We start from the raw sequence: 21,705 nt of genomic DNA, 5'->3' as shown, positions 1-21,705 counted from the left end.
GAGAAGAACGATGCGTCTTCTGGTGGTAGGCAGACTGAGCGGCCAGCTCGCTTCGGCGGTGAAGATGGCCATGGCGCACGGCGCCAAGGTCAATCACGTCGAGCGCGCCGACCAGGCGACCGAACAACTGCGCCGGGGGCAGGGCGCCGACTTGCTGATGGTCGACTATCAGCTGGACATCGCCGCCCTGATCGCCGCCAACGAGGCCGAGCGGATCACCATTCCGGTCGTGGCCTTCGGCGTCGACGCCGATGCGCGAGAGGCGGCCGCCGCGATCAAGGCCGGGGCCAAGGAGTTCATCCCGCTTCCGCCCGACGCCGAACTGATCGCCGCCGTCCTGTCGGCCGTCGCCGACGACGAAAAGCCGATGATCTCGGCCGACCCGTCGATGAAGGCGGTGCTGCAACTGGCCGATCAGGTCGCGCGCTCGGAAGCCTCGATCCTGATCACCGGCGAAAGCGGCGTCGGCAAGGAGGTGATGGCGCGCTATCTGCACGAGCATTCGCGCCGGTCCGAGCGCCCCTTCATCAGCGTCAACTGCGCCGCCATTCCCGACAATCTGCTGGAATCCGAACTGTTCGGCCACGAGAAGGGCGCCTTCACCGGCGCCGTCGCGCGCCGCATCGGCAAGTTCGAAGAGGCCGACGGCGGCACGCTACTGCTGGATGAAATCTCCGAGATGGACGCCCGGCTTCAGGCCAAGCTGCTGCGCGCCATCCAGGAGCGCGTCATCGACCGCGTCGGCGGCTCCAAGCCGGTCTCGGTCAACATCCGCATCATCGCCACCTCGAACCGCGATCTGGCCAAGGCCGTGGCGGAAGGCACATTCCGCGAGGACCTGCTGTATCGCCTGAACGTGGTGAACCTGCGCCTGCCATCCTTGCGGGAGCGGCCCGGCGACATCGTGGTTTTGGCCGACCATTTCATCAAGAAATACGCCGCCGCCAACGGTGTGCCGGTGCGTCCGATCTCGGCCGCCGCGCGTCAGGCCATTTCGGCCCATCGCTGGCCGGGCAACGTCCGCGAGCTTGAAAACGCCATGCACCGCGCGGTGCTGCTGGCCACCGGCCCCGAGATCGATGTCGACGCCATCCGTTTGCCGGACGGTCAGCCGCTGGGCGGCATGGGCGCGGGCATGATGGCGGGACAGGCCTATGAGGCGCCGCAAGCCGGGGTGGCCGCCCGCGCCGCCCAGGCGGCCGACGCCGTGACCCGCAGCTTCGTGGGCCAAACCGTGGCGGCGATGGAGAAGACGCTGATCCTGGACACCCTGACCCACTGCCTGGGCAACCGCACCCACGCGGCTAACATCCTGGGCATCTCGATCCGCACCCTGCGCAACAAGTTGAACGAATACGCCGACGAGGGCACGGCCATTCCGGCGCCGATGAGCGGCGTCTCCGCCTCGGGCTACGCGGCCTGAACCCATGCGAGCACCCGTGGAGCGCCGACGCGTCCTGACGGGGCTGGCCGCCTTGAGCGCGGTCGGCTGTTCGCCGCGCACGGAAGCACGAGCTGTGGCACCCGCCCCTGTGTCAGACGAGGTCATTGACCTGTCCGACCTGGAAACGCGCAATGGCGGCCGTCTCGGCTTCGTCGTTCAGGACGCGGCGACAGGGCGTAAGCTGGTTTGGCGCGGCGACGAACGCTTCGTCTATTGCTCGACCTTCAAGATGTATCTGGCCGCCGCCAACCTTTTGCGGGTGCAGGCCGGGCAGGAGCGCTTGGATCGCCGCATCCCGATCACGGCGGCGGACATGATCAACCACGCTCCGGTGACCGAGCCCGCCGTCGGCGCCAGCCTGACGGTCGAGCAGTTGATGAAGGGCGCGGTGGAGGTCAGCGACAACCCCGCCGCCAATCTGTTGCTGAAGGCCATGGGCGGCCCGTCGGTGATGCAGACCTTCTATCGCGGCATCGGCGACGACAGCACCCGCTCGGATCGTTTCGAGCCGGAGATGAATCGCCTGGACGGCGATAAGGACACCATCCTTCCCAACCAGTCGGTCGCCAATCTCCGGCGTCTTTTTCTGGATCCGGCCTCGCCCCTGACCGCGGCGTCACGCGACCTGTTGCTGCAGTGGATGACCGATACGCCCACGGGTCAGAATCGTCTTAGGGCTGGGACGCCTGCGGACTGGCGGGTGGCGCACAAGACGGGGACGGGGGGCTATGGACCGACCAATGACATCGGCCTGCTGTATCCGCCGAACGGCCAACCCGTGATCGTCGCCGCCTATTACCATGCGACCGGGGCGATGTCGGACGACGCGAACGCGGCCGTGATCGCCGAGGCGACCCGTCGCGCACTGAAGGTCTTGGGTCGTGGCTGATGCGCCGATCCTGATGAAGGACGGCATGGCGCGCCCGACGGGACGCGACGTAATCGGCTGGCTGAACCGCGGCGAAGTCCTGATGGCGGTGGGCGTGATCGGCGTGATCATGCTGCTGATCCTGCCGGTGCCCAAGTTCCTGCTGGATCTGCTGCTGGCCTTCTCGCTGGTGTCCAGCGTGCTGATCCTGATGACCGCCGTGATGATGAAGCGGCCGCTGGACTTCGCCATTTTCCCGACGGTGCTGCTGGTCTCGACCCTGTTCCGTCTCGGTCTGAACCTGGCCTCCACGCGTTTGATCCTGACCCACGGCCAGGAGGGCCACGATGCGGCCGGTCAGGTCATCAACGCCTTCGGTCAGCTGATGATGGGCGGCAACTTCATCATCGGGGTGATCATCTTCGCGATCATTCTGGTGGTGAACTTCGTCGTCATCACCAAGGGTTCGACCCGGATCGCCGAAGTGTCCGCCCGCTTCACCTTGGACTCCATGCCGGGCAAGCAGATGGCCATTGACGCCGATCTGTCGTCGGGTCTGATCACCGAGGACCAGGCCAAGCTGCGCCGCAAGGAGCTGGAGCAGGAATCGACCTTCTTCGGCGCCATGGACGGCGCCTCCAAATTCGTGCGCGGCGACGCCGTCGCCGGTCTGATCATCACCTTCATCAACGCCATCGGCGGCATACTGATCGGCACACTGCAACACGGCATGCCGGCGATGGAGGCCGCCAACACCTATGTGCAACTGACCATCGGCGATGGTCTGGTGACGCAGGTGCCAGCCATCATCATCTCGATCGCCGCCGGCTTCCTGGTGTCGAAGGCGGGCGTCGAGGGCACGGCGGACAAGGCGATGGTGACGCAGCTGGCGACCAATCCGGTGTCGCTGGGCGTGGTCTCGGGCGCGGCCGGTCTGATCGGCCTGATCCCCGGCATGCCGCTGATCCCGTTCGCGGCCCTCGCCATCGGCTCGGGCTTCATGGCCTGGCGACTGGGCCGCAATCGCTTAAAGCCTCAGCCGACAGAGGCGGAGATCGCGGCGGCGGCAGCGGCCGCAAAACCCAAGGAAGACGTCGAAGAGCCGATCGCCAATGTGCTCACCATCGACGAGGTGAAGATCGAACTCGGCTATTCGCTGCTCAGCCTGATCAACGATCTTGAAGGGCGCCGCCTGACCGATCAGATTCGCGCCCTGCGCCGATCGCTGGCCCAGGAATACGGCTTCGTCATTCCCCAGGTGCGCATCCTCGACAACATGCGCCTGCCGACCCAGGGCTACGCCATTCGCATCAAGGAGATGGAGACGGGCGCGGGCGAGGTGCGGCTGGGCCACCTGATGGCGATGGATCCGGCGGGTCGTCAGGTCGAGCTTCCGGGCGAGCATATGCGCGAACCCGCCTTCGGCCTGCCGGCGACCTGGATCGAGGAGGGGCTGCGCGAGGAGGCGACGTTCCGGGGCTATACGCTGGTCGATCCGTCGACGGTCCTGACGACCCATCTGACCGAGATCCTGAAAGACAATATGGCCGATCTTCTGTCCTACGCAGAGGTGCAGAAGCTGCTGAAGGAACTGGGCGCCGAAGAGAAGAAGCTGGTCGAGGAACTGGTGCCCAGCGTGGTCACCGTCACGACGCTGCAGCGGGTGCTGCAGTCTCTGCTGCGCGAGAAGGTGTCGATCCGCGACCTGCCGGCGATCCTGGAAGGCCTGGCCGAGGCCGCCCCGCACAGTTCCAGCGTCACGACCCTGGTCGAACACGTCCGCGCGCGCCTGGGCCGCCAACTGTGCTGGCAGAACAAGGACGGCGAAGGGGCCCTGCCCATCGTCACCCTGTCGCCGGAATGGGAAAACGCTTTCGCCGAAAGCCTGATCGGCAATGGCGAGGACAAGCAGCTGGCCATGGCGCCGTCGCGCCTTCAGGACTTCATTCGCGCCGTGCGCGACACCTTCGAGCGTATCGCCATGACGGGCGAGAACCCGGTCCTGCTGACCGGCCCGATGACGCGGCCCTATGTGCGCTCGATCATCGAACGCTTCCGCGGCCAGACCGTCGTGATGAGCCAGAACGAGATCCACCCCAAGGCCCGGTTGCGGACCCTCGGCCAGGTCTGATCCCGCCGACTTGGCAGTTTGACGTTTGACGCGGCGACGCACCCCGCTAAAGCTCCGCCGTCATGAGTCCGAACCCCCGATCCCAATGGTCGCGCCTGCGCGACTTCATGCGTACACCGTCGTTGGCCCGGTCGATCTCGGCCATGCTGATCCTGGCGTTCGGACTGCTGATCGTGGTCAATGCGACGACCTTCGTGATGATCCAGCGCACCGTCGCGTTGAACAAGACCATCGAGCATGCTCAGCAGATGCGGCGCGCCGCGCGCACGGTTCTCATTGCGAGCCTGAACGCCGAAACGTCGCAACGCGGTTTTCTGCTGACGGGACGAAGCGATTTTCTACAGCCCTATCGTGACTCCAGGGCCGACATGGAGCCCGCTCTGGCGTTTCTGGATGAGGGCGCGGCCCTCGACCCGACGTTGAAAGACACCGTCGAACCTATTCACCGTCTGGGTGACAAGAAATGGGACGAGATGGAGCGCACCGTCGCCTTGGCGCGGCAGGGTCGGATCGGGCAGTCGATCCAGGCCGTGCGGTCTGGCGAAGGCAAGCAGTATATGGACGAGCTCCGAGCCGCCATCGACAAGTTCGACAAGCTGAAGTCTGACAGAATCGACAGCCGACGCCGGGCCTCGGAGCGTTTTGGCTTCCTGACCGTCACGATGAACGCCATCGCGGGGCTTCTGGTCCTCGTTCTGGCTCTGCTGTCAGCCTGGCTGGTGCGGCGTTACGTGGCCGAGATCCAGTCCGCCCGCGCGACCCTGGACGCCGCCAACGCCAGCCTGGAAGACAAGGTCCGCGAGCGCACCGGCGACCTGATGCGCGCGAACGAGGAAATCCAGCGCTTCGCCTACATCGTCAGCCACGACCTGCGCGCGCCGCTGGTCAACGTGATGGGCTACACCTCCGAACTGGAGCAGGCAGGCAAGATCGTCGACAAGGCAATCTATGAGGCGGAAAAGACGCGCGTGGTCGATCCCGAGATCGTCACCGCCGTGCGCGAGGAAATGCCCGAGGCCATCGGCTTTATCCGCGCCTCGACCGAGAAGATGGATCGGCTGATCAACGCCATTCTGAAGCTGTCGCGCGAAGGTCGCCGCAACCTGCTTCCAGAACCGCTGGACATGACGACGATGGCCCAGAATATCGCTAACAGCGTCCATCACCAGACCGAAGCCTCGGGCGCCCGCATCGAGGTGCAGTCGCTGCCGGAGATTGAAAGCGACCGCATTTCGATGGAGCAGATCGTCGGCAATCTGATCGACAACGCCGTCAAATATCTGGATCACGACCGGCCGGGCGAGATTGTCGTATCGGGCGAGGATGTGCCGGGCGGCTGGGTCGTCTACCGGATCGCGGACAACGGCCGGGGCATCGCCCCGCGCGACCACGAGCGGATCTTCGAACTCTTCCGCCGCTCCGGAAAACAGGACCGTTCCGGCGAAGGTCTGGGGCTGGCGTTCGTCAGAAACAGCGTGCGCCGCCTGGGCGGCACGATCGACGTCGAGTCCGAGCTGGGTAAAGGCTCGACTTTCCTGCTCAAATTCCCCAAACGACTGATCCTGTCTGAACCCGGAGCCGCGCTGTGACGCAACCCGTCAAAATCATCATGGTCGAAGACGACCACGGCCACGCCAAGCTGATCGAAAAGAACATCCGCCGGGCCAACATCAACAACGAGATCAAGCATTTCGATGAGGGTGGTGCGGCGCTCGACTATCTGTTCAGCGACGAAATCCTCGCCAATGGCCCGCTGCTGATCCTGCTCGACCTCAACCTGCCCGATATGTCGGGCACGGACATTCTGGAAAAGGTGAAGGCCAACGACCGTCTGAAGCGGGCTCCGGTCGTGGTGCTGACGACTACGGACGACAAGGTCGAAATCCAGCGTTGCTACGACCTGGGCTGCAACGTCTACATCACCAAGCCGGTGGATTATGAATCCTTCGCCGGCGCGATCCGTCAGTTGGGTCTGTTCCTGTCGGTGATCCAGGCGCCGGAGATCTGACGATCGACGCGTCCCAGCCCATCCGCCTGCTCTACATCGACGATGATCGGGGTCTGTCCCGGCTGGTCGAGAAGGAACTGGGGCGTCACGGCTACGCCGTCACCTGCGCGCCCGACGGCGATGCGGGGCTGGATCTGTTGCAGCAGGACGAGTTCGACGTCTGCGCGCTCGACCATTATATGCCGACGCGAGACGGGCTGGACGTCCTGCCGGACATTCTGGCCCTGACGGCGCCGCCCCCCGTCGTCTATGTGACGGGTGCGCAGGATGGGCGGATCGCCGTCGCCGCCCTTCGAGCGGGCGCGGCGGACTACGTAATCAAGGATGTCTCGGAGGATTTCACCTCCCTGTTGCGCTCGGCGCTCGAGGACGCCCTGTCGCGCCGTCGGCTGGAGCGCGAGAACGAACTGGCGCAGGAAGAAATCCGCCGAGCGCGCGATCGGGCCGAGGCGATGCTGCGTGAGGTGAACCACCGCGTCGGCAACTCGCTGCAGCTGGTGTCCAGCTTCATGTCGTTGCAGATGCGCCACGTCACCGATCAGGGCGCCAAGGACGCGCTGCGCGAATCGCAGGCGCGCATCGAGGCCGTCGCCCATGTTCACCGCCGCCTCTACACGTCCGGCGACATGAGCCACGTGGCGATGGACGAATATCTGGTCGGGCTGATGGACGAACTGTCCAAGTCCATCGGGCCAGACGAAGGATCGCCCAAACTGACGCTGGACGCTGAGCCCTTGTCGGTCACGACCGATCAGGCCGTCTCCATCGGCGTCATCGTCACCGAACTGGTCACCAACGCGGTCAAATACGCCTATGCGCCGGGGCAGGGCGGCGAGATTCGCATCCATCTGCGCCGCGAGACGGACCATCGCGTGATGCTGACGGTTGAGGACGATGGCCCTGGCATGGGCGATGGAACGCCAAAAGGCACGGGGCTCGGTGGCAAGATCATTTCCGCCATGGCGTCTGGCCTGCGGTCGGCGGTCGAGTTCGACGGCGCCCACAAGGGCGTGCGCGCCAGGTTGTCGTTCGACCTCTAGGGTCGGTTTTCATCATGTTGCAGTTCGGCGTTCGCAAACCCGCTTCGGATTATCGTCACCGCGCCACCGCGTTCGGCATCGTCGAGCGCGATGGCCTGATCGCCTGTGTGCGCGTCGAACGCGAGGCCGGTCCTTATTTCGATCTTCCCGGCGGCGGCTTGGATTTGGAAGAGACCGAGGTTCAGGCGCTGATCCGCGAATTCGTCGAGGAAACCGGCTTGACGGTCGCGCCGCTGAACCGCATCGCCGAGGCCAGCCAGTATTTCGTGCGTTCGACGCGCGAGCCGGTGAACAATGTCGGCGGCTTCTGGACGGCGACCGTGGCGGCCGAAAATCCCGATGCGAAATGTGAGGACGATCACACGCTGGTGTGGCTGGATCCGACCTTCGCCATCTCGCGCTTGCGTCACGATTCTCACGCTTGGGCTGTCGCCGTCTGGCTACGTCGTCCAAGCTGAGCCTTACGGAACAGGCCATTAGCGAAGTCGTTTATTTTTCGAACCGCAACGTTACGTCGCGGCGATGAAAATTAGGAGATTTCCATGGCTGACCATGACCGTATCGAAGGCGCCGCCAAGAACATCGGTGGCAAGATCAAAGAAGGCGTCGGCAAAGTGACCGGCGACACCAAGATGCAGGCTGAAGGCAAGGCCGATCAGGTCGAAGGCAAGGTCCAGAATACTGTTGGCGGCGTCAAGGACAGCTTGCGCGACAAGGCCTAAGCTTCCCTCGAATGCGCGACGATGCGAAGCGCCGTCCGCGAAAGCGGGCGGCGCTTTTCTTTCCGATCAGTCCTTGTCGCCCCACAGGGTCAGCGATAGCCCCTTCTCGTCGGCTCCATCGACCGGGAGGCACTCAGAGCTGAACCCGCCCTCGACCGGACGCGGACGACAATCCATTTCTCGCAGGCTCGAGGGCGCGGCCGCCGTGCGAGACTGCTGGCCGCACTGGACCGCATAGTCCGAGCCTGCGGCGCTGGCCCGGATCATCTGGCAGTCGCCGGCCATGCCGCTCGGACGCAGAGCGTCAGGCAGGTCCGCCCCCATGGCGATGCCCAGTTGTTCGCGCACCTCGGTCTGACACTCGGCCATGGACTTCTGGCCTCGCACCAGCGGGCTGCACCGAGCGCGCTCGAAGCCGAACGGATCGGCAAGGCCCCAGGCAGGCACGTTGTGATCGAGCGGCGGTGCCGGCATTTCAACGACCGCCTCCGGCGCGGTCGCATCCCACACGACGGTCGGCGCAGCTTGTTGGAGGATCAGCAAGGCGAAGGCGGCGGCGATCATGGTCGGACCCTTCGTGAAGTTGCAGACGGTCGCCCGAACGTCTCCTACCTTGTCAGGGCCCGCATTGCCTTGTCGAGGCCTTCGAGCGTCAGCGGGAACATCTGCTGCTCCATCACCTCGCGCAACAGGCCGACGGAAGCGGTATAATCCCAGTACCGCTCCTGAACGGGATTGAGCCAGACCGACTTCTCCCACTGCTGGCGCGCCCGCTTCATCCATACGGCGCCGGCCTCCTCGTTCCAGTGCTCGACGGAGCCGCCGGGCATGGTGATCTCATAGGGGCTCATCGTCGCATCGCCGACGAAGATGGCGCGCCAGTCGCCAGGGTATTTATGCAGCAGATCCCACGTCGGGATCCGCTCGGTGTGGCGCCGGCGATTGTCCTTCCAGACGCCTTCGTAGAGGCAGTTGTGGAAGTAGAAGAACTCCAGGTTCTTGAACTCGGTCTTGGCCGCCGAGAACAGCTCCTCAACCAGCTTGATGTGACCGTCCATCGACCCGCCGATGTCGAGGAACAGCAGCACCTTGATCGTATTGCGCCGCTCGGGCCGCATCTGGATGTCCAGCCAGCCCTGACGAGCCGTGCCGTCGATGGTGCCGTCGATATCCAGTTCGTCGGGCGCCCCTTGTCGGGCGAAACGGCGCAGACGACGTAGCGCCACCTTGATGTTGCGGGTGCCCAGTTCGACCGTGTCGTCAAGGTTCTTGAACTCGCGCTTTTCCCAGACCTTGACCGCCCGACCCTGCTTGGCCGGACCGCCGATGCGAACGCCCTCGGGGTTATAGCCGCCGTGTCCGAAGGGGCTGGTCCCGCCCGTCCCGATCCATTTCGAGCCGCCGGAATGACGCTCCTTCTGCTCTTCCAGTCGCTGCTTCAGCGTCTCCATCAGCTTGTCGAATCCGCCCAGCGCCTCGATCTGGGCCTTCTCCTCGTCGGTTAGATATTCTTCGTTCAGCAGCCGCAGCCAGTCCTCGGGAATGTCGGTGGTCAGGTCTTCGCCCCTCCCGACCGATTCGACGCCCTTGAATACCGTCCCGAACACCTGATCGAACCGGTCATAGTGTTTCTCGTCCTTGACCAGGATGGCGCGCGACAGGTGATAAAAGGCCTCGACCTCGCGCCCCGCCACGTCGCGATCCATGGCCTCCATCAGATGGAGCCATTCCTTCATCGACACCGGAACCTTGGCGTCACGCAGGGCAGTGAAGAAGGGCAGGAGCATGAGAGGGATGTGAACCCGGATCAGCCGCGCCGCAAGATGAACTCGTGGTCGCGCCAGGCGCCGACGGGATAGTCGTATTCTCCCGCCTTCTCGAAACCATAGGCGGCATAGAGGCGCTGGGCCTTGTCGTTGCCGCTCCAGACGCCGATCCACAGCGGTCCGTCCGTGTGGGTTTCCATCCAGTCCAGAGACAGCTTCAGCAGTCGGGTTCCAAGGCCCAGACCTTGCGCCGCCTTCGACACATAGAGCCGGCGCAGTTCCATGTGCGACGGTTTGGCCTCGGGGTGGGGGAGGCCATTGGGCCCGGCGTTGGCGAAGGCCAGCAGCTCGCCGTCGCGGTCGGCCACCCACCAGGCGCAGTCGGGCTCCACCAACTTCTTCAGCGTCGGTTCCAGATCGAAATTGGCGTCCAGAAACGCGTTCAGGTCGGCTTTCGGGTAGGGGATGCCGAACCCCTCGACGAAGGTGTCGATAAAGGTCTGGCGCCCCAGGGCGCCCAGCGCGGCGGCGTCTTCGGGGCGGGCATGGCGGATCACGATTTCGGTCATGCGCCGGCTCTAGCGCGCGCCTTGGTGCGCGTCACGGGCGACAAGTCCGAAAGCCCGTCGTATCGTCGCTTCAATGTCTCTGCCGATCTTCACCCATCCGTCCATGCTGTCCCACACGCCGGGCGCGGGCCATCCCGAAAGTCCCGAGCGGCTGAAGGCGGTGCTGGATGCTCTGGATGACGCAGGCCTGGCCCGCGACCGGCGCGCCGCGACCCAGGCCGAGGTTGTGGATCTGGAGCGGGTGCATCCCGCCGCCTATGTCGCACGCCTGCTGGACGCCTCGCCGGTCGCCGGCATGATCCAGCTGGATGCCGACACCGTCCTTTCGCCCGGCAGCGTGCCGGCGGCGCGGCTGGCGGCGGGGGCGGCGATCAATGCGGTAAGGGCCGTGGCGCGGGGCGAGATGGACCGCGCCTTCGCCGCCGTGCGCCCGCCGGGCCACCACGCCGAGCCGGACCGCGCGATGGGATTTTGCCTGTTCTCCTCCGTCGCCGTCGCGGCGCGCGCGGCTCAATCCGAAGGGATGGCGCGGGTGGCGGTGGTCGATTTCGACGTTCACCACGGCAATGGCACCCAGGCGGCGTTCGAAGACGACGACAGCCTGTTCCTGGCCTCCATCCATCAGATGCCGCTCTATCCCGGCACGGGCGCGGCGTCCGAGACGGGCGTCGGCAATATCGTCAACGCTCCCGTCGCGCCCCATGCGGCGCGCGAGAACTGGCGTGCGATCTTCGCCGGCGGATTGATGCCGGCACTGGAATCGTTCCGGCCAGACCTGATCCTGATCTCGGCCGGTTTCGATGCCCACCGGCGCGATCCGCTGGCGCATCAGTCGCTGGAGGCTGGGGATTTCGCCTGGGCGACGCGTGCGATTCTGGAGGTCGCGCGTCGGACCTGTTCGGGCAAGGTTGTGTCGGCGCTTGAGGGCGGTTACGACCTTGAAGGACTAGGCCGCTCTGCGGTCGCCCACGTCGCTGCGCTCGGGGAGGACTGAGGACGCTTAACGCCTTGAAACCAAAGGCCCGTCCGTTTGTCATGTCAGCCCCCGCCCTGTCCCTCGATTCGACCGAACCGTCCGTGTCCCCGCCTGACGCTGCACCATCCGTCGGCGCGCTTGTCGCTGTCCGTCCCGGCGCCATCATTCTAACGCGTCACGGCGAGCCGGCCCTTTCGCGCAAATGTCTGATCTCTGCGCGCCAGTACGGCGACTGGTGGGCGAAATATGAGATCGGCGGCCTGCTGGCCGGCCAGACCCCGCCGCCCGAACTGGTTGCGGCGGCCCAAGGGGCTGGGGCCATCTACGCCTCGACCCGTCAGCGCGCCCAGGAAACCGCCGCTGCGGTCGCGGCGGGGCGCGAGGTCATGGCCGACGTCATGTTCATCGAGGCGCCTCTGCCGCCGCCGCCGATTCCCGAATGGATCAAGCTGTCGCCCAAATGGTGGGGCGTGGTGTCGCGCTTCTGGTGGCACGCTTTCGATCACCACGGCGGCCAGGAAACCCGCGCCCAGGCCGAGGCGCGCGCCGATCAGGCGGCGCAAAAGCTGATTGCGCGCGCCGAAGGCGGGCAGGACGTGCTGGTTTTCGCCCACGGCTATTTCAACCACATGGTCGGCCGCGCGCTGAAGGCCGACGGTTGGAAACTGGTTCAGAACCAGGGCTTCAAATATTGGTCGCAGCGTCGCTACGAGAAGCGATAGCCGCTTCTGACGTTGATGCGCCCCGCGCTCGCCTCTAGGGTCCGCGCCATGACCGATACCGCCGCCGCCATCCCCGCCGATCTCAGCTTCGAAGACGCCCTGAAGCGCCTGGAGACCATCGTGTCTCGCCTGGAATCCGGCCAGGCGCCGCTGGAAGAATCGATCGCCCTCTATGAAGAGGGCGCCAAGCTGAAGGCGCATTGCGAGGCGCGGCTGAAGGCGGCTCAACTGCGTGTGGAAAAGATCGTCGTCGGCCCCGACGGCCAGGCCAAGGGCGTCGAGGCGGCGTCGTTCGAATGATCCCTGCATCGTTTTCGAGCCTGGTCTGGAGCCGGTTCTCGTGAACCGCGTTATCGCCGCGAACTCGCCGGAACAGGCGGTGATCGATCGCGTGGCTGAGGTCGCGGATCTGGTCACGGTCGCGCTGGATGAGCTGCTGCCGCGCGCCGAGGGCCCCGAATCCCGTCTGACCGAGGCGATGCGCTATGCCGCGTTGGGCCCTGGCAAACGCTTGCGGCCGTTCTTCGCGTTGGAGGCCGCACGCCTGTTCGACATCGATGAGCGGTCGGTGCTCCGCGCCGCCTGCGCTTTGGAATGCGTGCACGCCTACAGCCTGGTTCACGACGACCTGCCCTGCATGGACGACGACGACGTGCGCCGGGGGCGGCCGACCGTTCACCGAGCTTACGACGAGGCGACGGCGGTGCTGGCCGGCGATGCGCTGCAGACGGCCGCCTTCGACATCATCCTGCACGAAGACACCCACGAGGACGCGGCCGTGCGTTGCGAACTGGCGGCGCGGCTGTCGCTGGCGTCCGGCGCGCGGGGCATGGCGGGCGGTCAGATGATCGACCTGCTGGGCGTGCGCGACGACCTGGGCGGCGTGGCGCGGATGCAGCGCCTGAAGACCGGCGCCCTGTTCGCCTATGCCTTCGAAATTCCTCTGATCATCGCCGACGCCTCGGCCCAACATCGCCACGCTCTGATCAGCTTCGCCCACGATGTCGGCCTGGCCTATCAGATCGTCGACGACCTGCTGGATGCCGAAGGCTCGGCCGAGGAAATGGGCAAGGCGGCCGGGGGCAAGGATGCGGCTCTCGGCAAGACCAATTTCGTCACCCTGCTGGGTCTGGAAGCGGCGCGGCAAAGGGTCGCGCATCTCGCAAACCAAGCCCGTTCGCATCTGGAGCCGTTCGGCGACGAGGCCGAAATCCTCAGGGCCAGCGTGGACTTTGTGCTAAAGCGCCGGTCCTGATACGAAACGTTGAAACGACCTGCGGGTTGATCGACCAGACTTTCCAAGGTTTTACGGCTGATGCCCGACACCCCGCTACTCGACACCGTCAAGACGCCCGCCGACACGCGGGACTTCGATATCGCCCAGTTGAAACAACTGGCGCAGGAGGTGCGGGCCGAAACGATCGACGCCGTATCCGTGACCGGCGGCCATCTCGGCGCGGGGCTGGGCGTGGTCGAACTGACCACGGCGCTGCACCATGTGTTCGAGACGCCCAAGGACATCCTGATCTGGGACGTCGGGCATCAGTGCTATCCGCACAAGATCCTGACCGGACGGCGCGACCGCATCCGCACCCTGCGCCAAGGCGGCGGCCTGTCGGGCTTCACCAAGCGCAGCGAGAGCGAATACGATCCGTTCGGCGCCGCCCACGCCTCGACCTCGATCAGCGCCGCCCTGGGCTTCGCCGCCGCGCGCGATCAGAAGGGCGAGAAGAACCGCGTGGTGGCCGTCATCGGCGACGGCTCTATGTCGGCCGGCATGGCCTATGAGGCGATGAACAACGCGGCCGAGGCGACCAGCGGCCAGCTGATGGTCATCCTGAACGACAACGACATGTCGATCGCGCCGCCGGTTGGCGGAATGAGCGCCTATCTGGCCGGCCTGGTGTCGGGCGGTGCCTATCAGAACGTCCGCCGCCTGGGCAAGACGGTGGCCCAGCACCTGCCGCGCCCCTTCCGCAAGGCGGCCAAGAAGGCCGAGGAGTATGCCCGCGGCATGGTCACCGGCGGCACCTTCTTCGAGGAGCTGGGCTTCTATTACGTCGGTCCGATCGACGGCCACGACATGGACAATTTGGTGCCGATCCTGAAAAAGGCGGCCGCCATCGAGGACCGCCCGGTTCTGGTTCACGTCGTGACGCAGAAGGGCAAGGGCTATGCCCCCGCCGAAAGCAGCGCCGACAAACTGCATGCGGTCGTCAAGTTCGACGTGGTCTCAGGCAAGCAGGCCAAGGCCATCTCCAACGCGCCCAGCTATACCAAGGTGTTCGGAACTGAGCTGATCAAACACGCCAAGGTCGATCCGTCGATCGTGGCGATCACGGCGGCCATGCCGTCCGGCACGGGTCTGGACCTGTTCGGCCAGGCCTTCCCTGAGCGGACGTATGACGTCGGCATCGCCGAACAGCACGCGGTGACCTTCGCGGCCGGTTTGGCGGCGGACGGCATGAAGCCGGTCTGCGCGATCTATTCGACCTTCCTTCAGCGCGGTTACGACCAGGTGGTCCACGACGTGGCGATCCAGTCGCTGCCGGTGCGTTTCGCCATGGATCGGGCGGGCCTGGTTGGATCGGACGGCGCCACGCACGCGGGATCGTTCGACATCGGCTTCATGGGCGCGTTGCCTGGCATGGTGCTGATGGCGGCGGCGGATGAGGCCGAACTGGCGGCGATGATCTCGACGTCCCTGGCCATCGACGACCGGCCCAGCGCCTTCCGATATCCGCGCGGCGACGGCGTGGGCGTGGAGATCCCGGAACTCGCTGCGCCGCTTGAGATTGGCAAGGGCCGGATCGTGCGCGAGGGGACTACAGTCGCCATCCTTAGCCTGGGCACCCGTCTGCAGGAATCGCTGAAGGCGGCGGACATGCTGGCCGCCAAGGGCGTGTCGGCCACTGTCGCCGACGCCCGCTTCGCCAAGCCGCTGGACGCCGATCTGATCCTGCGTCTGGCGCGCGAGCACGAGGCCCTGATCACGGTCGAAGAAGGCGCCATGGGCGGCTTCGGCGCCTTCGTGCTGCAACTGCTGGCCGAGAAGGGCGCGCTGGACGGCGGGCTCAAGATCCGCACCCTGAACCTGCCCGACGTCTTCCAGGACCAGGATGCGCCCATGGCGATGTACGCCCAGGCCGGCCTGAACGCCGAACACATCACCGCCGCCGCGCTTCAGGCCCTCGGCGTTTCCGCGAGCCAAGCCGTCCGCGCGTAAACGCGTCAGGCGCGGTCGCGAATTCGCATCGCGCCGCGTTCGCCGGTCTCGACCTCGAACCGGCCGGTCGCGCGGATCAGGTCTGACAGCTTGGCGTAGCCATAGGTGCGCTGGTCGAAGTCGGGATGGGCGTTGCGCAGCCGATTGCCGATACCGCCCACCGCGACCCATCCGTCGCCGTCCTCGTCCATGTCGGCGATGATGGCCGCGATCAGGCGCGCGGCCTCGGACGGCTTGCGCTTGGTCGCCGGCGCTTCAGCGACGGGCGACTTGGCGCCGGCGTCGACCGGAACCGGCGCGATCAGGTTCTCTGTATAGATGAACCGGGTGCAGGCCTGACGGAAGCTTTCGGGCGTCTTCTGCTCGCCGAAACCATAGACATCGACGCCTTCCTCGCGGATGCGAGCCGCCAGTCGGGTGAAGTCAGCGTCCGACGACACCAGGCAGAAACCGTCGAATCGCCCTGAATGCAGCAGGTCCATCGCATCGATGACCAAGGCGATGTCGCCCGAGTTCTTGCCCTTGGTGTTGGCGAAGTTCTGCTGCGGCTGGATGGCGAAACGAGCCAGGACCCGCGTCCAGCCGGCGATCTGCGGGCTGGCGAAGTCGCCGTATATGCGCCGCGCCGAGGCCTCGCCCAAGGTGGCGATTTCGCTGAAGAGCGCTTCTGCGATGCGGGCGGAAGCGTTCTCCGCATCGATCAGGACCGCGAGGCGAGGGGCCTTGTCGTCAGCCATGGCGGATGTCCTTTTCCTGCGCCGCCAATCTGCGGTGGAAGAACCCTACAACTGACCCATCGTATTGTCGTGATCCACGGCCTGCTTCTTCAGCCAGCCGACAAAAGCGGTCGCGCTGGGCGAGGGCGGCCGGTCGCGGGGCTGGACGACGTAATAGGCGAAGCCGACCGCCTCGGACCCGTCAGGGAAGGGCGCGACCAGTCGCCCTGACGCCAAGTCCGCCTGGGCCAGGGTGCGTTTGGCCAGGGCCACGCCGCGCCCCGATATGGCGGCCTCGATCAACAGACCCGACTGGTTGAAACGCGAGCCTCGACGCGGGTCGGGGTGACGAATGCCCCGCGCCTTCAACCACATGGCCCAGTCCGGGCGGCTGGGATCGCCGTCGTTGGACATGTCATGCAGCAGGGTGTGTCCAATCAGGTCGGCGGGTTTGCGGATTGGCTTGTCGCCATCCATCAGCGATGGGGCGCAGACAGGCAGCACCGTCTCGGTCATCAGCCGATCGACCGTCAGGCCGGGATAGTCGCCGGGACCGTAGCGAACCGCCAGATCCACCTTGCCCTCGCTCAAGTCCGCCGGCTCCATGTCGGCCGAGATCCACAGTTCGATCTCGGGATGGGCGGTATGGAAGTCGTCCATGCGCGGCATCAGCCATTTGGAGGCGAAGCCGGGCGCTACGCTGATCGACACCTGTTTGCGACGCGGGGGTTCGCGCAACAGGGCCGAGGCGTCCATCAGCCGCTCGAACCCCTCGCGCAGGAGCGGCACGGAGGAACGGCCCAGATCGGTCAGTTGCAGGCCCCGCGCCTCGCGCACGAACAGCGGCCCGCCGACGAAGTCTTCCAGCAGACGGATTTGCTGGCTGACCGCGCCGGGCGTGACCGACAGCTCGTCGGCGGCGCGCGAGAAGTTCAGATGCCGCGCGGCGGCCTCAAAGGCGCGCAAGGCGTTGAGCGGGAGCAGGGGACGGGCCATCGCGGATAGAAATCCTATCAGCGAGACAAAGGCAATCTGGTTTGCGGCTCTGGACGGGGAAGACGAAGGTTCGCGCCCTGCCGTCGTCCCTGTTTCCTCTCCCGACGGCCCAGAAAGCAAGACGATGCGTGTATTCCTCGCCTCCATTCCGCTGGAGGCCGCAAAGATCGTGATCATCGGCGGCGGCGAGCCGGCGTTGGCCAAGCTGCGACTGTTCCTGAACACGCCGGCCGAGGTGGTCTGGTTCGCACCGGACGGCGCGCCGCCGAAGATCGAGACGCCTTTGACGTCGCCCGAGCCGATGCTGCGCGCGCCGGAGGCTGGCGACCTGGCGGGCGCGCGTCTGGTGTTCATGGCGTTGGACGACGCTGATGAGCTGACGCGGTTGGGCGCCCTGGCGCGGGCGGCGGGGGCTCAGGTCAATGTGGTGGACAAGCCGCATCTGAGCGATTTCCAAACCCCGGCCCTGATCGACCGCGACGAGGTGGTGATCGGCGTGGCGACCGGCGGATCGGCGCCCATTCTGGCGCGGGATATCCGCACGGCCATCGAGGGCGTGCTGCCCGCCGGACTGGCGAATGTGGCGCGGCTGGCGCGCGAGTTGCGCGATACGGTCAAGGCCAGCGTGCCGGACTTCATGGCGCGCCGTCGCTTCTGGGAGAAAGCCTTCCGCGGTCCGGCCGCGACGCTGGCGGCGGAAGGTCGGACGGCCGAGGCCCGGCGCGAGATGCTGCGCCTGTTGAACTCGGCCGCACCCGAACAGGGTGTGGTTCATATCGTCGGCGCCGGGCCGGGCGATCCCGAACTGCTGACGCTGAAGGCGCTGCGGGTCTTGCAGGACGCCGACGTCATCATCCACGACCGTCTAGTGCCCGAGGCGGTGCTGGAGCGGGCGCGGCGCGACGCCAAGCGTCTGTATGTGGGCAAGGCGCGCGGCGAGCATTCGGTGCCTCAGAATCAGATCGAGGCCCTGATGATCGAGGAGGCCCGCGCCGGTCATCGGGTCGTGCGACTGAAGGGCGGCGATCCCTTCGTCTTCGGTCGCGGCGGCGAGGAGCTGGAGGCCATGCGGGCGGCCGGCGTGCCGGTCTTCGTGGTGCCCGGTGTGACGGCGGCCCTGGCCTGCGCGGCCTCGGCGGGCATCCCCCTGACCCACCGCGACCACGCTCAGGCAGTGACCTTCGTGACGGCCCAGGCCAAACCGGGCGGCGTCGAGGCCGACTGGACGCGGCTGGCCGGAACGAACCACACCCTGGCCATCTATATGGGCACGGACCGAGCCGAGGAGACGGCTGCGCGCCTGATTGCGGCGGGTCGCTCACCCTCGACCCCCGTCGCCATTGTCGAGAACGGCAGTCGCCCGGACGAGCGGGTCCTGAGCGGGCGACTGGACGGGCTGGGCGCCTTGGTGCGCGGCGCGAACCTCGCCGGCCCGGCTCTGTTGTTCGTCGGCGAGACGGCGGCCTTCTCGGCGTCGGTCGAGACGCGGACGGGGGCGGCGGCGTGAAGATCGTGACCGCAAACCGCCTGTCGGACGGTCGCGTCATATATGCAGGCGTCGACAACCAGCCGGTCCAGCACATCGACCAGGCTTCGATGCTGGACGAGACGGCGGCCCAGGTCGTGCTGGCTGATGTCGCCGGGCGGCCGGACGTCTTCGTGAATCCCTATCTGTTCGACGTTCAGGACCGCACGCCGTCAGGCCGCGACCGACTCAAAGAGCGCATCCGCTCGGCCGGGCCGACCGTCGGTCACAGCGTCGTCGGAGGCGTGGGCTGATGTATCGCTATGACGAGTTCGACCACGCCTTGGTGCGTGAGCGGGTTGAGGAATTCTCAGACCAGGTGGCGCGGCGCGCATCCGGCGCCCTGACCGAAGACGAGTTCAAGCCGCTGCGGCTGATGAACGGCGTCTATCTGCAACTGCACGCCTATATGCTGCGCGTCGCCATTCCCTATGGGGTGATGAGCAGTCGTCAGATGCGCCGGCTGGCCCATATCGCGCGGACCTATGACAAGGGCTACGGTCACTTCACCACCCGCTGCAACATCCAGTACAACTGGCCGGCCCTGACCGACCTGCCGGCGATCCTGAGCGATCTGGCCGATGTCGAGATGCACGCCATCCAGACCTCGGGCAACTGCATCCGCAACACCACCACCGACGTCTTCGCCGGGGCCGCCGACGACGAGATCGAGGATCCGCGTCCCTGGTGCGAGATCATCCGCCAGTGGTCCACCATCCACCCCGAATTCTCCTTCCTGCCGCGCAAGTTCAAGATCGCGGTGATCGGGGCCGAGAAGGATCGGGCGGCGATCCGCACCCACGATGTCGGCCTTCAGATCTTCAAGGGCGAGGATGGCGGAACCGCCTTCCGCGTCTTCGTCGGCGGCGGGCAGGGACGTCTGCCGCATATCGCGCAGGAGATCGCCCCGGCCGTGCCTGCGGCGGACCTTCTGGCCTATCTGACCGCCATCCTGCGCGCGTGGAACCTGCTGGGGCGGCGCGATAACATCCACAAGGCGCGGATCAAGATACTGGTCGCCTCGCTGGGGATTGAGGCCTTCCGCGAGGAGGTGGACAAGCACTACGCCACCCTGCGCCACGAGGATCTGCGCATCCCCGAGGACGAGGCCGAGCGGATCAAGGCCTATTTCGCCCCGCCGCCGTTCGAGGACCTGCCGAAGGCCAGCGGCCCGTTCGACCGCGCCCTACTGGCCGATCCGGACTTCGCTCGATTTGCGAGGAACAACGTCCGTCGTCACCGTCAACCGGGTTACGCCTCGGTGGTGGTGTCGTTGAAGCCGGTCGGCGGGGTGCCGGGCGACATCACGGCGGACCAGATGGACGCGGTCGCGGACCTGGCCGAGCACTATTCGTTCGACGAACTGCGCGCCGCCTATGAGCAGAATCTGGTCCTGCCGCATGTGAAGCTGGACGATGTGCCGACTCTGTGGCGAGCGCTGCGAGAGGCGGGGCTGGCGACGGCCAACGCCGATCTGGCGACCGACGTGATCGCCTGCCCGGGCCTGGACTATTGCAGCCTCGCCAACGCCCGCTCGATTCCGGTGGCCCAGGCCCTGTCGAAGCGGCTGGCGGACATGGACTATCAGGAGAAGCTGGGGCCGGTCCGCATCAATATGAGCGGCTGCATCAACGCCTGCGGCCACCACCACGTCGGCCACATCGGCGTGCTGGGCGTCGATCGCAAGGGCGAGGAATACTATCAGATCACCGTCGGCGGCTCTCCCGACGAACAGGCGGCGCTGGGCGACATTGTCGGCAAGAGCCTGCCGGCCGATGACGTCGCGCCCGCCATCCAGCGGACCCTCGACCGCTATCTGCAAATCCGCACGGACGGCGAGCGGTTCATTGACACGGTGCGCCGCGTCGGACCCGATCCCTTCCGCGACGCCATCTATGAGACGCTCGATGCAACGGCTTGAGGGCATACAGAACGGGCTGCGCCTGTCGGTGACGACCCCGCTGGAGGAGGTTGAGGCGGCCGCCGCAAACGAAGACACGCTGGTGCTGGACTTCGACGCCTTCCGCGACGGACGCGGCTTCTCGCTGGCGGCGGTGCTGCGAGAGCGCGGTTACGCCGGGCGGCTGATCGCGGCGGGCAAGGTCCTGCCGGATCAGGCGCGACACCTTCGGCGCTCGGGCTTCGACGCGGTGGAACTGACCGAGGGCGCGGACAAGGCGGCCTGGGACCGGATGGACCGGGCGTTCAGCGCCGCCTATCAGCCGGCGGTCGATCCTGCGCCGACGATCTGGCAGCGTCGGCGTGCGGCGTCGAACGACCGCGACCTGGACGCGCTGGCCGAACGGCTGAACCGCGAGACCGAGGGGCAAGACGCGTCCAAAATCCTGAAGTCGGCGTTGGATCCGGCGTTGGGCCTGCGGGTCGGCGCCATCTCATCGTTCGGGGCCGAGTCCGCCGCCCTGCTGGACATCATCGCTGGCGAGGACAAGACCGTGCCGGTAGTTTTTCTGGAGACGGGGCAGCATTTTCTCCAGACCCTGTCCTATCGCACGCAACTGACCAAGGCGCTGGGCCTGACTGATGTGCGGCTGGTGACGCCGGATGCGGGCGAGAAGGCGACGTTGGATGCGCGCGACGACCTGTGGAAGACCGACGCCGACGCCTGCTGCGATCTTAGGAAGGTGCGGCCGCTGGCGCGTGCGACAGCTGAGTTCAATGCTCTGATCACCGGGCGCAAACGCTATCAGGCCGCGACGCGGGCAAAGCTGAAGCCGTTCGAGGTGCTGGACGGGGTGCTGCGGATCAATCCCCTGGCGAACTGGGACGCCGACGACGTGGAGGCCTGGCTGGAGGAGAACGATCTGCCGCGTCATCCGCTGGTCGAGCAAGGCTACCGATCCATCGGCTGCTGGCCCTGCACCCGCGCGGTCCAGGACGGCGAAGACGCCCGCGCCGGACGTTGGTCGGGCATAGACAAGGTTGAGTGCGGCATCCACTTAGGGCAACGCCAAGCCGCCGCCTGATCCGCCCTGTTT

Annotated in this window: 23 protein-coding genes; 17 read left to right on the top strand and 6 right to left on the bottom strand. The window is 66.1% G+C overall.

Annotation, left to right across the window (positions count from 1 at the left end; all coding sequences use genetic code 11):
• Positions 1–10: 10 nt before the first annotated feature.
• From flbD to ABIC32_RS01560, 5 genes are all read left to right on the top strand, one after another.
• Entirely contained in the window at positions 11–1,423 is a 1,413-nt protein-coding gene (gene flbD / locus ABIC32_RS01580; protein WP_055803826.1) for a sigma-54-dependent transcriptional regulator FlbD, read from the top strand.
• Between the two features lie 94 nt (positions 1,424–1,517).
• Positions 1,518–2,333: a class A beta-lactamase gene (gene bla / locus ABIC32_RS01575; RefSeq protein ID WP_354071857.1), complete on the top strand. Its 816-nt coding sequence runs from the start codon at positions 1,518–1,520 to the stop codon at positions 2,331–2,333.
• A gap of 13 nt (positions 2,334–2,346) precedes the next feature.
• The gene (gene flhA, locus ABIC32_RS01570; protein ID WP_153922626.1) at positions 2,347–4,443 is read left to right on the top strand and encodes a flagellar biosynthesis protein FlhA; all 2,097 of its coding nucleotides are present in this window, start codon (positions 2,347–2,349) and stop codon (positions 4,441–4,443) included.
• Positions 4,444–4,505: 62 nt separating this feature from the next.
• A complete protein-coding gene (locus ABIC32_RS01565; protein WP_354071855.1) occupies positions 4,506–6,032 on the top strand; it encodes a sensor histidine kinase in 1,527 nt (508 codons plus the stop codon).
• Complete coding sequence (locus ABIC32_RS01560) at positions 6,029–6,451, top strand: response regulator (protein ID WP_231868686.1); 423 nt, start codon at positions 6,029–6,031, stop codon at positions 6,449–6,451. Before ABIC32_RS01565 ends, ABIC32_RS01560 begins: the two co-directional genes overlap by 4 nt.
• Here the strand turns inward: ABIC32_RS01560 and ABIC32_RS01555 are convergent.
• Positions 6,406–6,627 (bottom strand): hypothetical protein, encoded by a 222-nt coding sequence (locus ABIC32_RS01555; protein WP_354071853.1) that lies wholly within the window; start codon positions 6,625–6,627, stop codon positions 6,406–6,408. The genes ABIC32_RS01560 and ABIC32_RS01555 overlap by 46 nt on opposite strands.
• On the opposite strand from ABIC32_RS01555, the gene ABIC32_RS01550 reads away from it, so the two are divergent.
• The 3 genes from ABIC32_RS01550 (at position 6,529) to ABIC32_RS01540 (ending at position 8,213) form a co-directional block, all read left to right on the top strand.
• Positions 6,529–7,491, top strand: a complete 963-nt coding sequence (locus tag ABIC32_RS01550) for a histidine kinase dimerization/phosphoacceptor domain -containing protein (protein ID WP_244878370.1) — start codon at positions 6,529–6,531, stop codon at positions 7,489–7,491. The two genes, ABIC32_RS01555 and ABIC32_RS01550, sit on opposite strands and share 99 nt — an antisense overlap.
• Before the next feature lie 14 nt (positions 7,492–7,505).
• On the top strand, positions 7,506–7,949 hold the full coding sequence (locus tag ABIC32_RS01545; protein ID WP_066552285.1) for an NUDIX domain-containing protein: 444 nt from the start codon (positions 7,506–7,508) through the stop codon (positions 7,947–7,949).
• Positions 7,950–8,033: 84 nt separating this feature from the next.
• The gene (locus tag ABIC32_RS01540; protein ID WP_055803844.1) at positions 8,034–8,213 is read left to right on the top strand and encodes a CsbD family protein; all 180 of its coding nucleotides are present in this window, start codon (positions 8,034–8,036) and stop codon (positions 8,211–8,213) included.
• Positions 8,214–8,279: 66 nt separating this feature from the next.
• Here the strand turns inward: ABIC32_RS01540 and ABIC32_RS01535 are convergent, their stop codons facing one another.
• The 3 genes from ABIC32_RS01535 to ABIC32_RS01525 are packed head-to-tail and all read right to left on the bottom strand — an operon-like array spanning position 8,280 to position 10,548.
• Positions 8,280–8,777 carry a hypothetical protein gene (locus tag ABIC32_RS01535; RefSeq protein WP_354071850.1) on the bottom strand — a complete coding sequence of 166 codons (498 nt, stop codon included), beginning with the start codon at positions 8,775–8,777 and terminating at the stop codon, positions 8,280–8,282.
• A gap of 44 nt (positions 8,778–8,821) precedes the next feature.
• On the bottom strand, positions 8,822–10,000 hold the full coding sequence (locus ABIC32_RS01530; RefSeq protein ID WP_354071848.1) for a vWA domain-containing protein: 1,179 nt from the start codon (positions 9,998–10,000) through the stop codon (positions 8,822–8,824).
• Positions 10,001–10,020: 20 nt separating this feature from the next.
• Entirely contained in the window at positions 10,021–10,548 is a 528-nt protein-coding gene (locus ABIC32_RS01525; protein WP_354071846.1) for a GNAT family N-acetyltransferase, read from the bottom strand.
• 73 nt (positions 10,549–10,621) lie between these two features.
• Here ABIC32_RS01525 and ABIC32_RS01520 point away from each other — a divergent pair, with 73 nt between their 5' ends.
• From ABIC32_RS01520 to dxs, 5 genes are all read left to right on the top strand, one after another.
• Positions 10,622–11,542: a histone deacetylase family protein gene (locus ABIC32_RS01520; protein ID WP_354071844.1), complete on the top strand. Its 921-nt coding sequence runs from the start codon at positions 10,622–10,624 to the stop codon at positions 11,540–11,542.
• A 41-nt stretch (positions 11,543–11,583) separates the two neighbouring features.
• Complete coding sequence (locus ABIC32_RS01515) at positions 11,584–12,246, top strand: histidine phosphatase family protein (RefSeq protein ID WP_017504473.1); 663 nt, start codon at positions 11,584–11,586, stop codon at positions 12,244–12,246.
• 48 nt (positions 12,247–12,294) lie between these two features.
• A complete protein-coding gene (locus ABIC32_RS01510; protein WP_017504472.1) occupies positions 12,295–12,546 on the top strand; it encodes an exodeoxyribonuclease VII small subunit in 252 nt (83 codons plus the stop codon).
• A 79-nt stretch (positions 12,547–12,625) separates the two neighbouring features.
• On the top strand, positions 12,626–13,501 hold the full coding sequence (locus tag ABIC32_RS01505) for a polyprenyl synthetase family protein (RefSeq protein ID WP_038293630.1): 876 nt from the start codon (positions 12,626–12,628) through the stop codon (positions 13,499–13,501).
• Between the two features lie 57 nt (positions 13,502–13,558).
• Positions 13,559–15,472 carry a 1-deoxy-D-xylulose-5-phosphate synthase gene (gene dxs / locus ABIC32_RS01500; protein ID WP_354072924.1) on the top strand — a complete coding sequence of 638 codons (1,914 nt, stop codon included), beginning with the start codon at positions 13,559–13,561 and terminating at the stop codon, positions 15,470–15,472.
• Between the two features lie 5 nt (positions 15,473–15,477).
• Here the strand turns inward: dxs and ABIC32_RS01495 are convergent, their stop codons facing one another.
• Together ABIC32_RS01495 and gcvA are read right to left on the bottom strand one after the other, a co-directional pair.
• Positions 15,478–16,209, bottom strand: coding sequence for an NYN domain-containing protein (locus tag ABIC32_RS01495; protein WP_055754124.1), 732 nt, complete (start codon positions 16,207–16,209; stop codon positions 15,478–15,480).
• A 45-nt stretch (positions 16,210–16,254) separates the two neighbouring features.
• Positions 16,255–17,184, bottom strand: coding sequence for a transcriptional regulator GcvA (gene gcvA / locus ABIC32_RS01490; RefSeq protein WP_354071841.1), 930 nt, complete (start codon positions 17,182–17,184; stop codon positions 16,255–16,257).
• Positions 17,185–17,308: 124 nt separating this feature from the next.
• On the opposite strand from gcvA, the gene cysG reads away from it, so the two are divergent.
• From cysG to ABIC32_RS01470, 4 genes are read left to right on the top strand one after another with little or no spacing between them, the layout of a single operon-like run.
• Positions 17,309–18,691 (top strand): siroheme synthase CysG, encoded by a 1,383-nt coding sequence (gene cysG / locus ABIC32_RS01485; protein ID WP_354071839.1) that lies wholly within the window; start codon positions 17,309–17,311, stop codon positions 18,689–18,691.
• Complete coding sequence (locus ABIC32_RS01480) at positions 18,688–18,963, top strand: DUF2849 domain-containing protein (RefSeq protein ID WP_354071837.1); 276 nt, start codon at positions 18,688–18,690, stop codon at positions 18,961–18,963. Before cysG ends, ABIC32_RS01480 begins: the two co-directional genes overlap by 4 nt.
• Positions 18,963–20,630 carry a nitrite/sulfite reductase gene (locus ABIC32_RS01475; RefSeq protein WP_354071835.1) on the top strand — a complete coding sequence of 556 codons (1,668 nt, stop codon included), beginning with the start codon at positions 18,963–18,965 and terminating at the stop codon, positions 20,628–20,630. Before ABIC32_RS01480 ends, ABIC32_RS01475 begins: the two co-directional genes overlap by 1 nt.
• Positions 20,617–21,693 carry a phosphoadenylyl-sulfate reductase gene (locus ABIC32_RS01470; protein WP_354071833.1) on the top strand — a complete coding sequence of 359 codons (1,077 nt, stop codon included), beginning with the start codon at positions 20,617–20,619 and terminating at the stop codon, positions 21,691–21,693. Before ABIC32_RS01475 ends, ABIC32_RS01470 begins: the two co-directional genes overlap by 14 nt.
• The last annotated feature ends 12 nt before the right edge of the window (positions 21,694–21,705 follow it).

It is taken from the genome of Brevundimonas sp. 1080, from assembly GCF_040545985.1.
In the GTDB taxonomy this organism is placed as follows: Bacteria; Pseudomonadota; Alphaproteobacteria; order Caulobacterales; family Caulobacteraceae; genus Brevundimonas.
Note: the sequence above shows the minus strand (reverse complement) of the source record. Positions and strands in the feature narration are given on the sequence as shown.

Excerpts from the sequence above, each read along its gene's own strand:
- flbD (WP_055803826.1), top strand. The coding sequence starts at position 11 with ATGCGTCTTCTGGTGGTAGGCAGACTGAGCGGCCAGCTCGCTTCGGCG.
- flhA (WP_153922626.1), top strand. The coding sequence starts at position 2,347 with ATGAAGGACGGCATGGCGCGCCCGACGGGACGCGACGTAATCGGCTGG.
- ABIC32_RS01565 (WP_354071855.1), top strand. The coding sequence starts at position 4,506 with ATGAGTCCGAACCCCCGATCCCAATGGTCGCGCCTGCGCGACTTCATG.
- ABIC32_RS01555 (WP_354071853.1), bottom strand. The coding sequence starts at position 6,627 with ATGGTCGAGCGCGCAGACGTCGAACTCGTCCTGCTGCAACAGATCCAG.
- ABIC32_RS01545 (WP_066552285.1), top strand. The coding sequence starts at position 7,506 with ATGTTGCAGTTCGGCGTTCGCAAACCCGCTTCGGATTATCGTCACCGC.
- ABIC32_RS01540 (WP_055803844.1), top strand. The coding sequence starts at position 8,034 with ATGGCTGACCATGACCGTATCGAAGGCGCCGCCAAGAACATCGGTGGC.
- ABIC32_RS01535 (WP_354071850.1), bottom strand. The coding sequence starts at position 8,777 with ATGATCGCCGCCGCCTTCGCCTTGCTGATCCTCCAACAAGCTGCGCCG.
- ABIC32_RS01530 (WP_354071848.1), bottom strand. The coding sequence starts at position 10,000 with ATGCTCCTGCCCTTCTTCACTGCCCTGCGTGACGCCAAGGTTCCGGTG.
- ABIC32_RS01525 (WP_354071846.1), bottom strand. The coding sequence starts at position 10,548 with ATGACCGAAATCGTGATCCGCCATGCCCGCCCCGAAGACGCCGCCGCG.
- ABIC32_RS01520 (WP_354071844.1), top strand. The coding sequence starts at position 10,622 with ATGTCTCTGCCGATCTTCACCCATCCGTCCATGCTGTCCCACACGCCG.
- ABIC32_RS01515 (WP_017504473.1), top strand. The coding sequence starts at position 11,584 with ATGTCAGCCCCCGCCCTGTCCCTCGATTCGACCGAACCGTCCGTGTCC.
- ABIC32_RS01510 (WP_017504472.1), top strand. The coding sequence starts at position 12,295 with ATGACCGATACCGCCGCCGCCATCCCCGCCGATCTCAGCTTCGAAGAC.
- ABIC32_RS01495 (WP_055754124.1), bottom strand. The coding sequence starts at position 16,209 with ATGGCTGACGACAAGGCCCCTCGCCTCGCGGTCCTGATCGATGCGGAG.
- gcvA (WP_354071841.1), bottom strand. The coding sequence starts at position 17,184 with ATGGCCCGTCCCCTGCTCCCGCTCAACGCCTTGCGCGCCTTTGAGGCC.
- cysG (WP_354071839.1), top strand. The coding sequence starts at position 17,309 with ATGCGTGTATTCCTCGCCTCCATTCCGCTGGAGGCCGCAAAGATCGTG.
- ABIC32_RS01475 (WP_354071835.1), top strand. The coding sequence starts at position 18,963 with ATGTATCGCTATGACGAGTTCGACCACGCCTTGGTGCGTGAGCGGGTT.
- ABIC32_RS01470 (WP_354071833.1), top strand. The coding sequence starts at position 20,617 with ATGCAACGGCTTGAGGGCATACAGAACGGGCTGCGCCTGTCGGTGACG.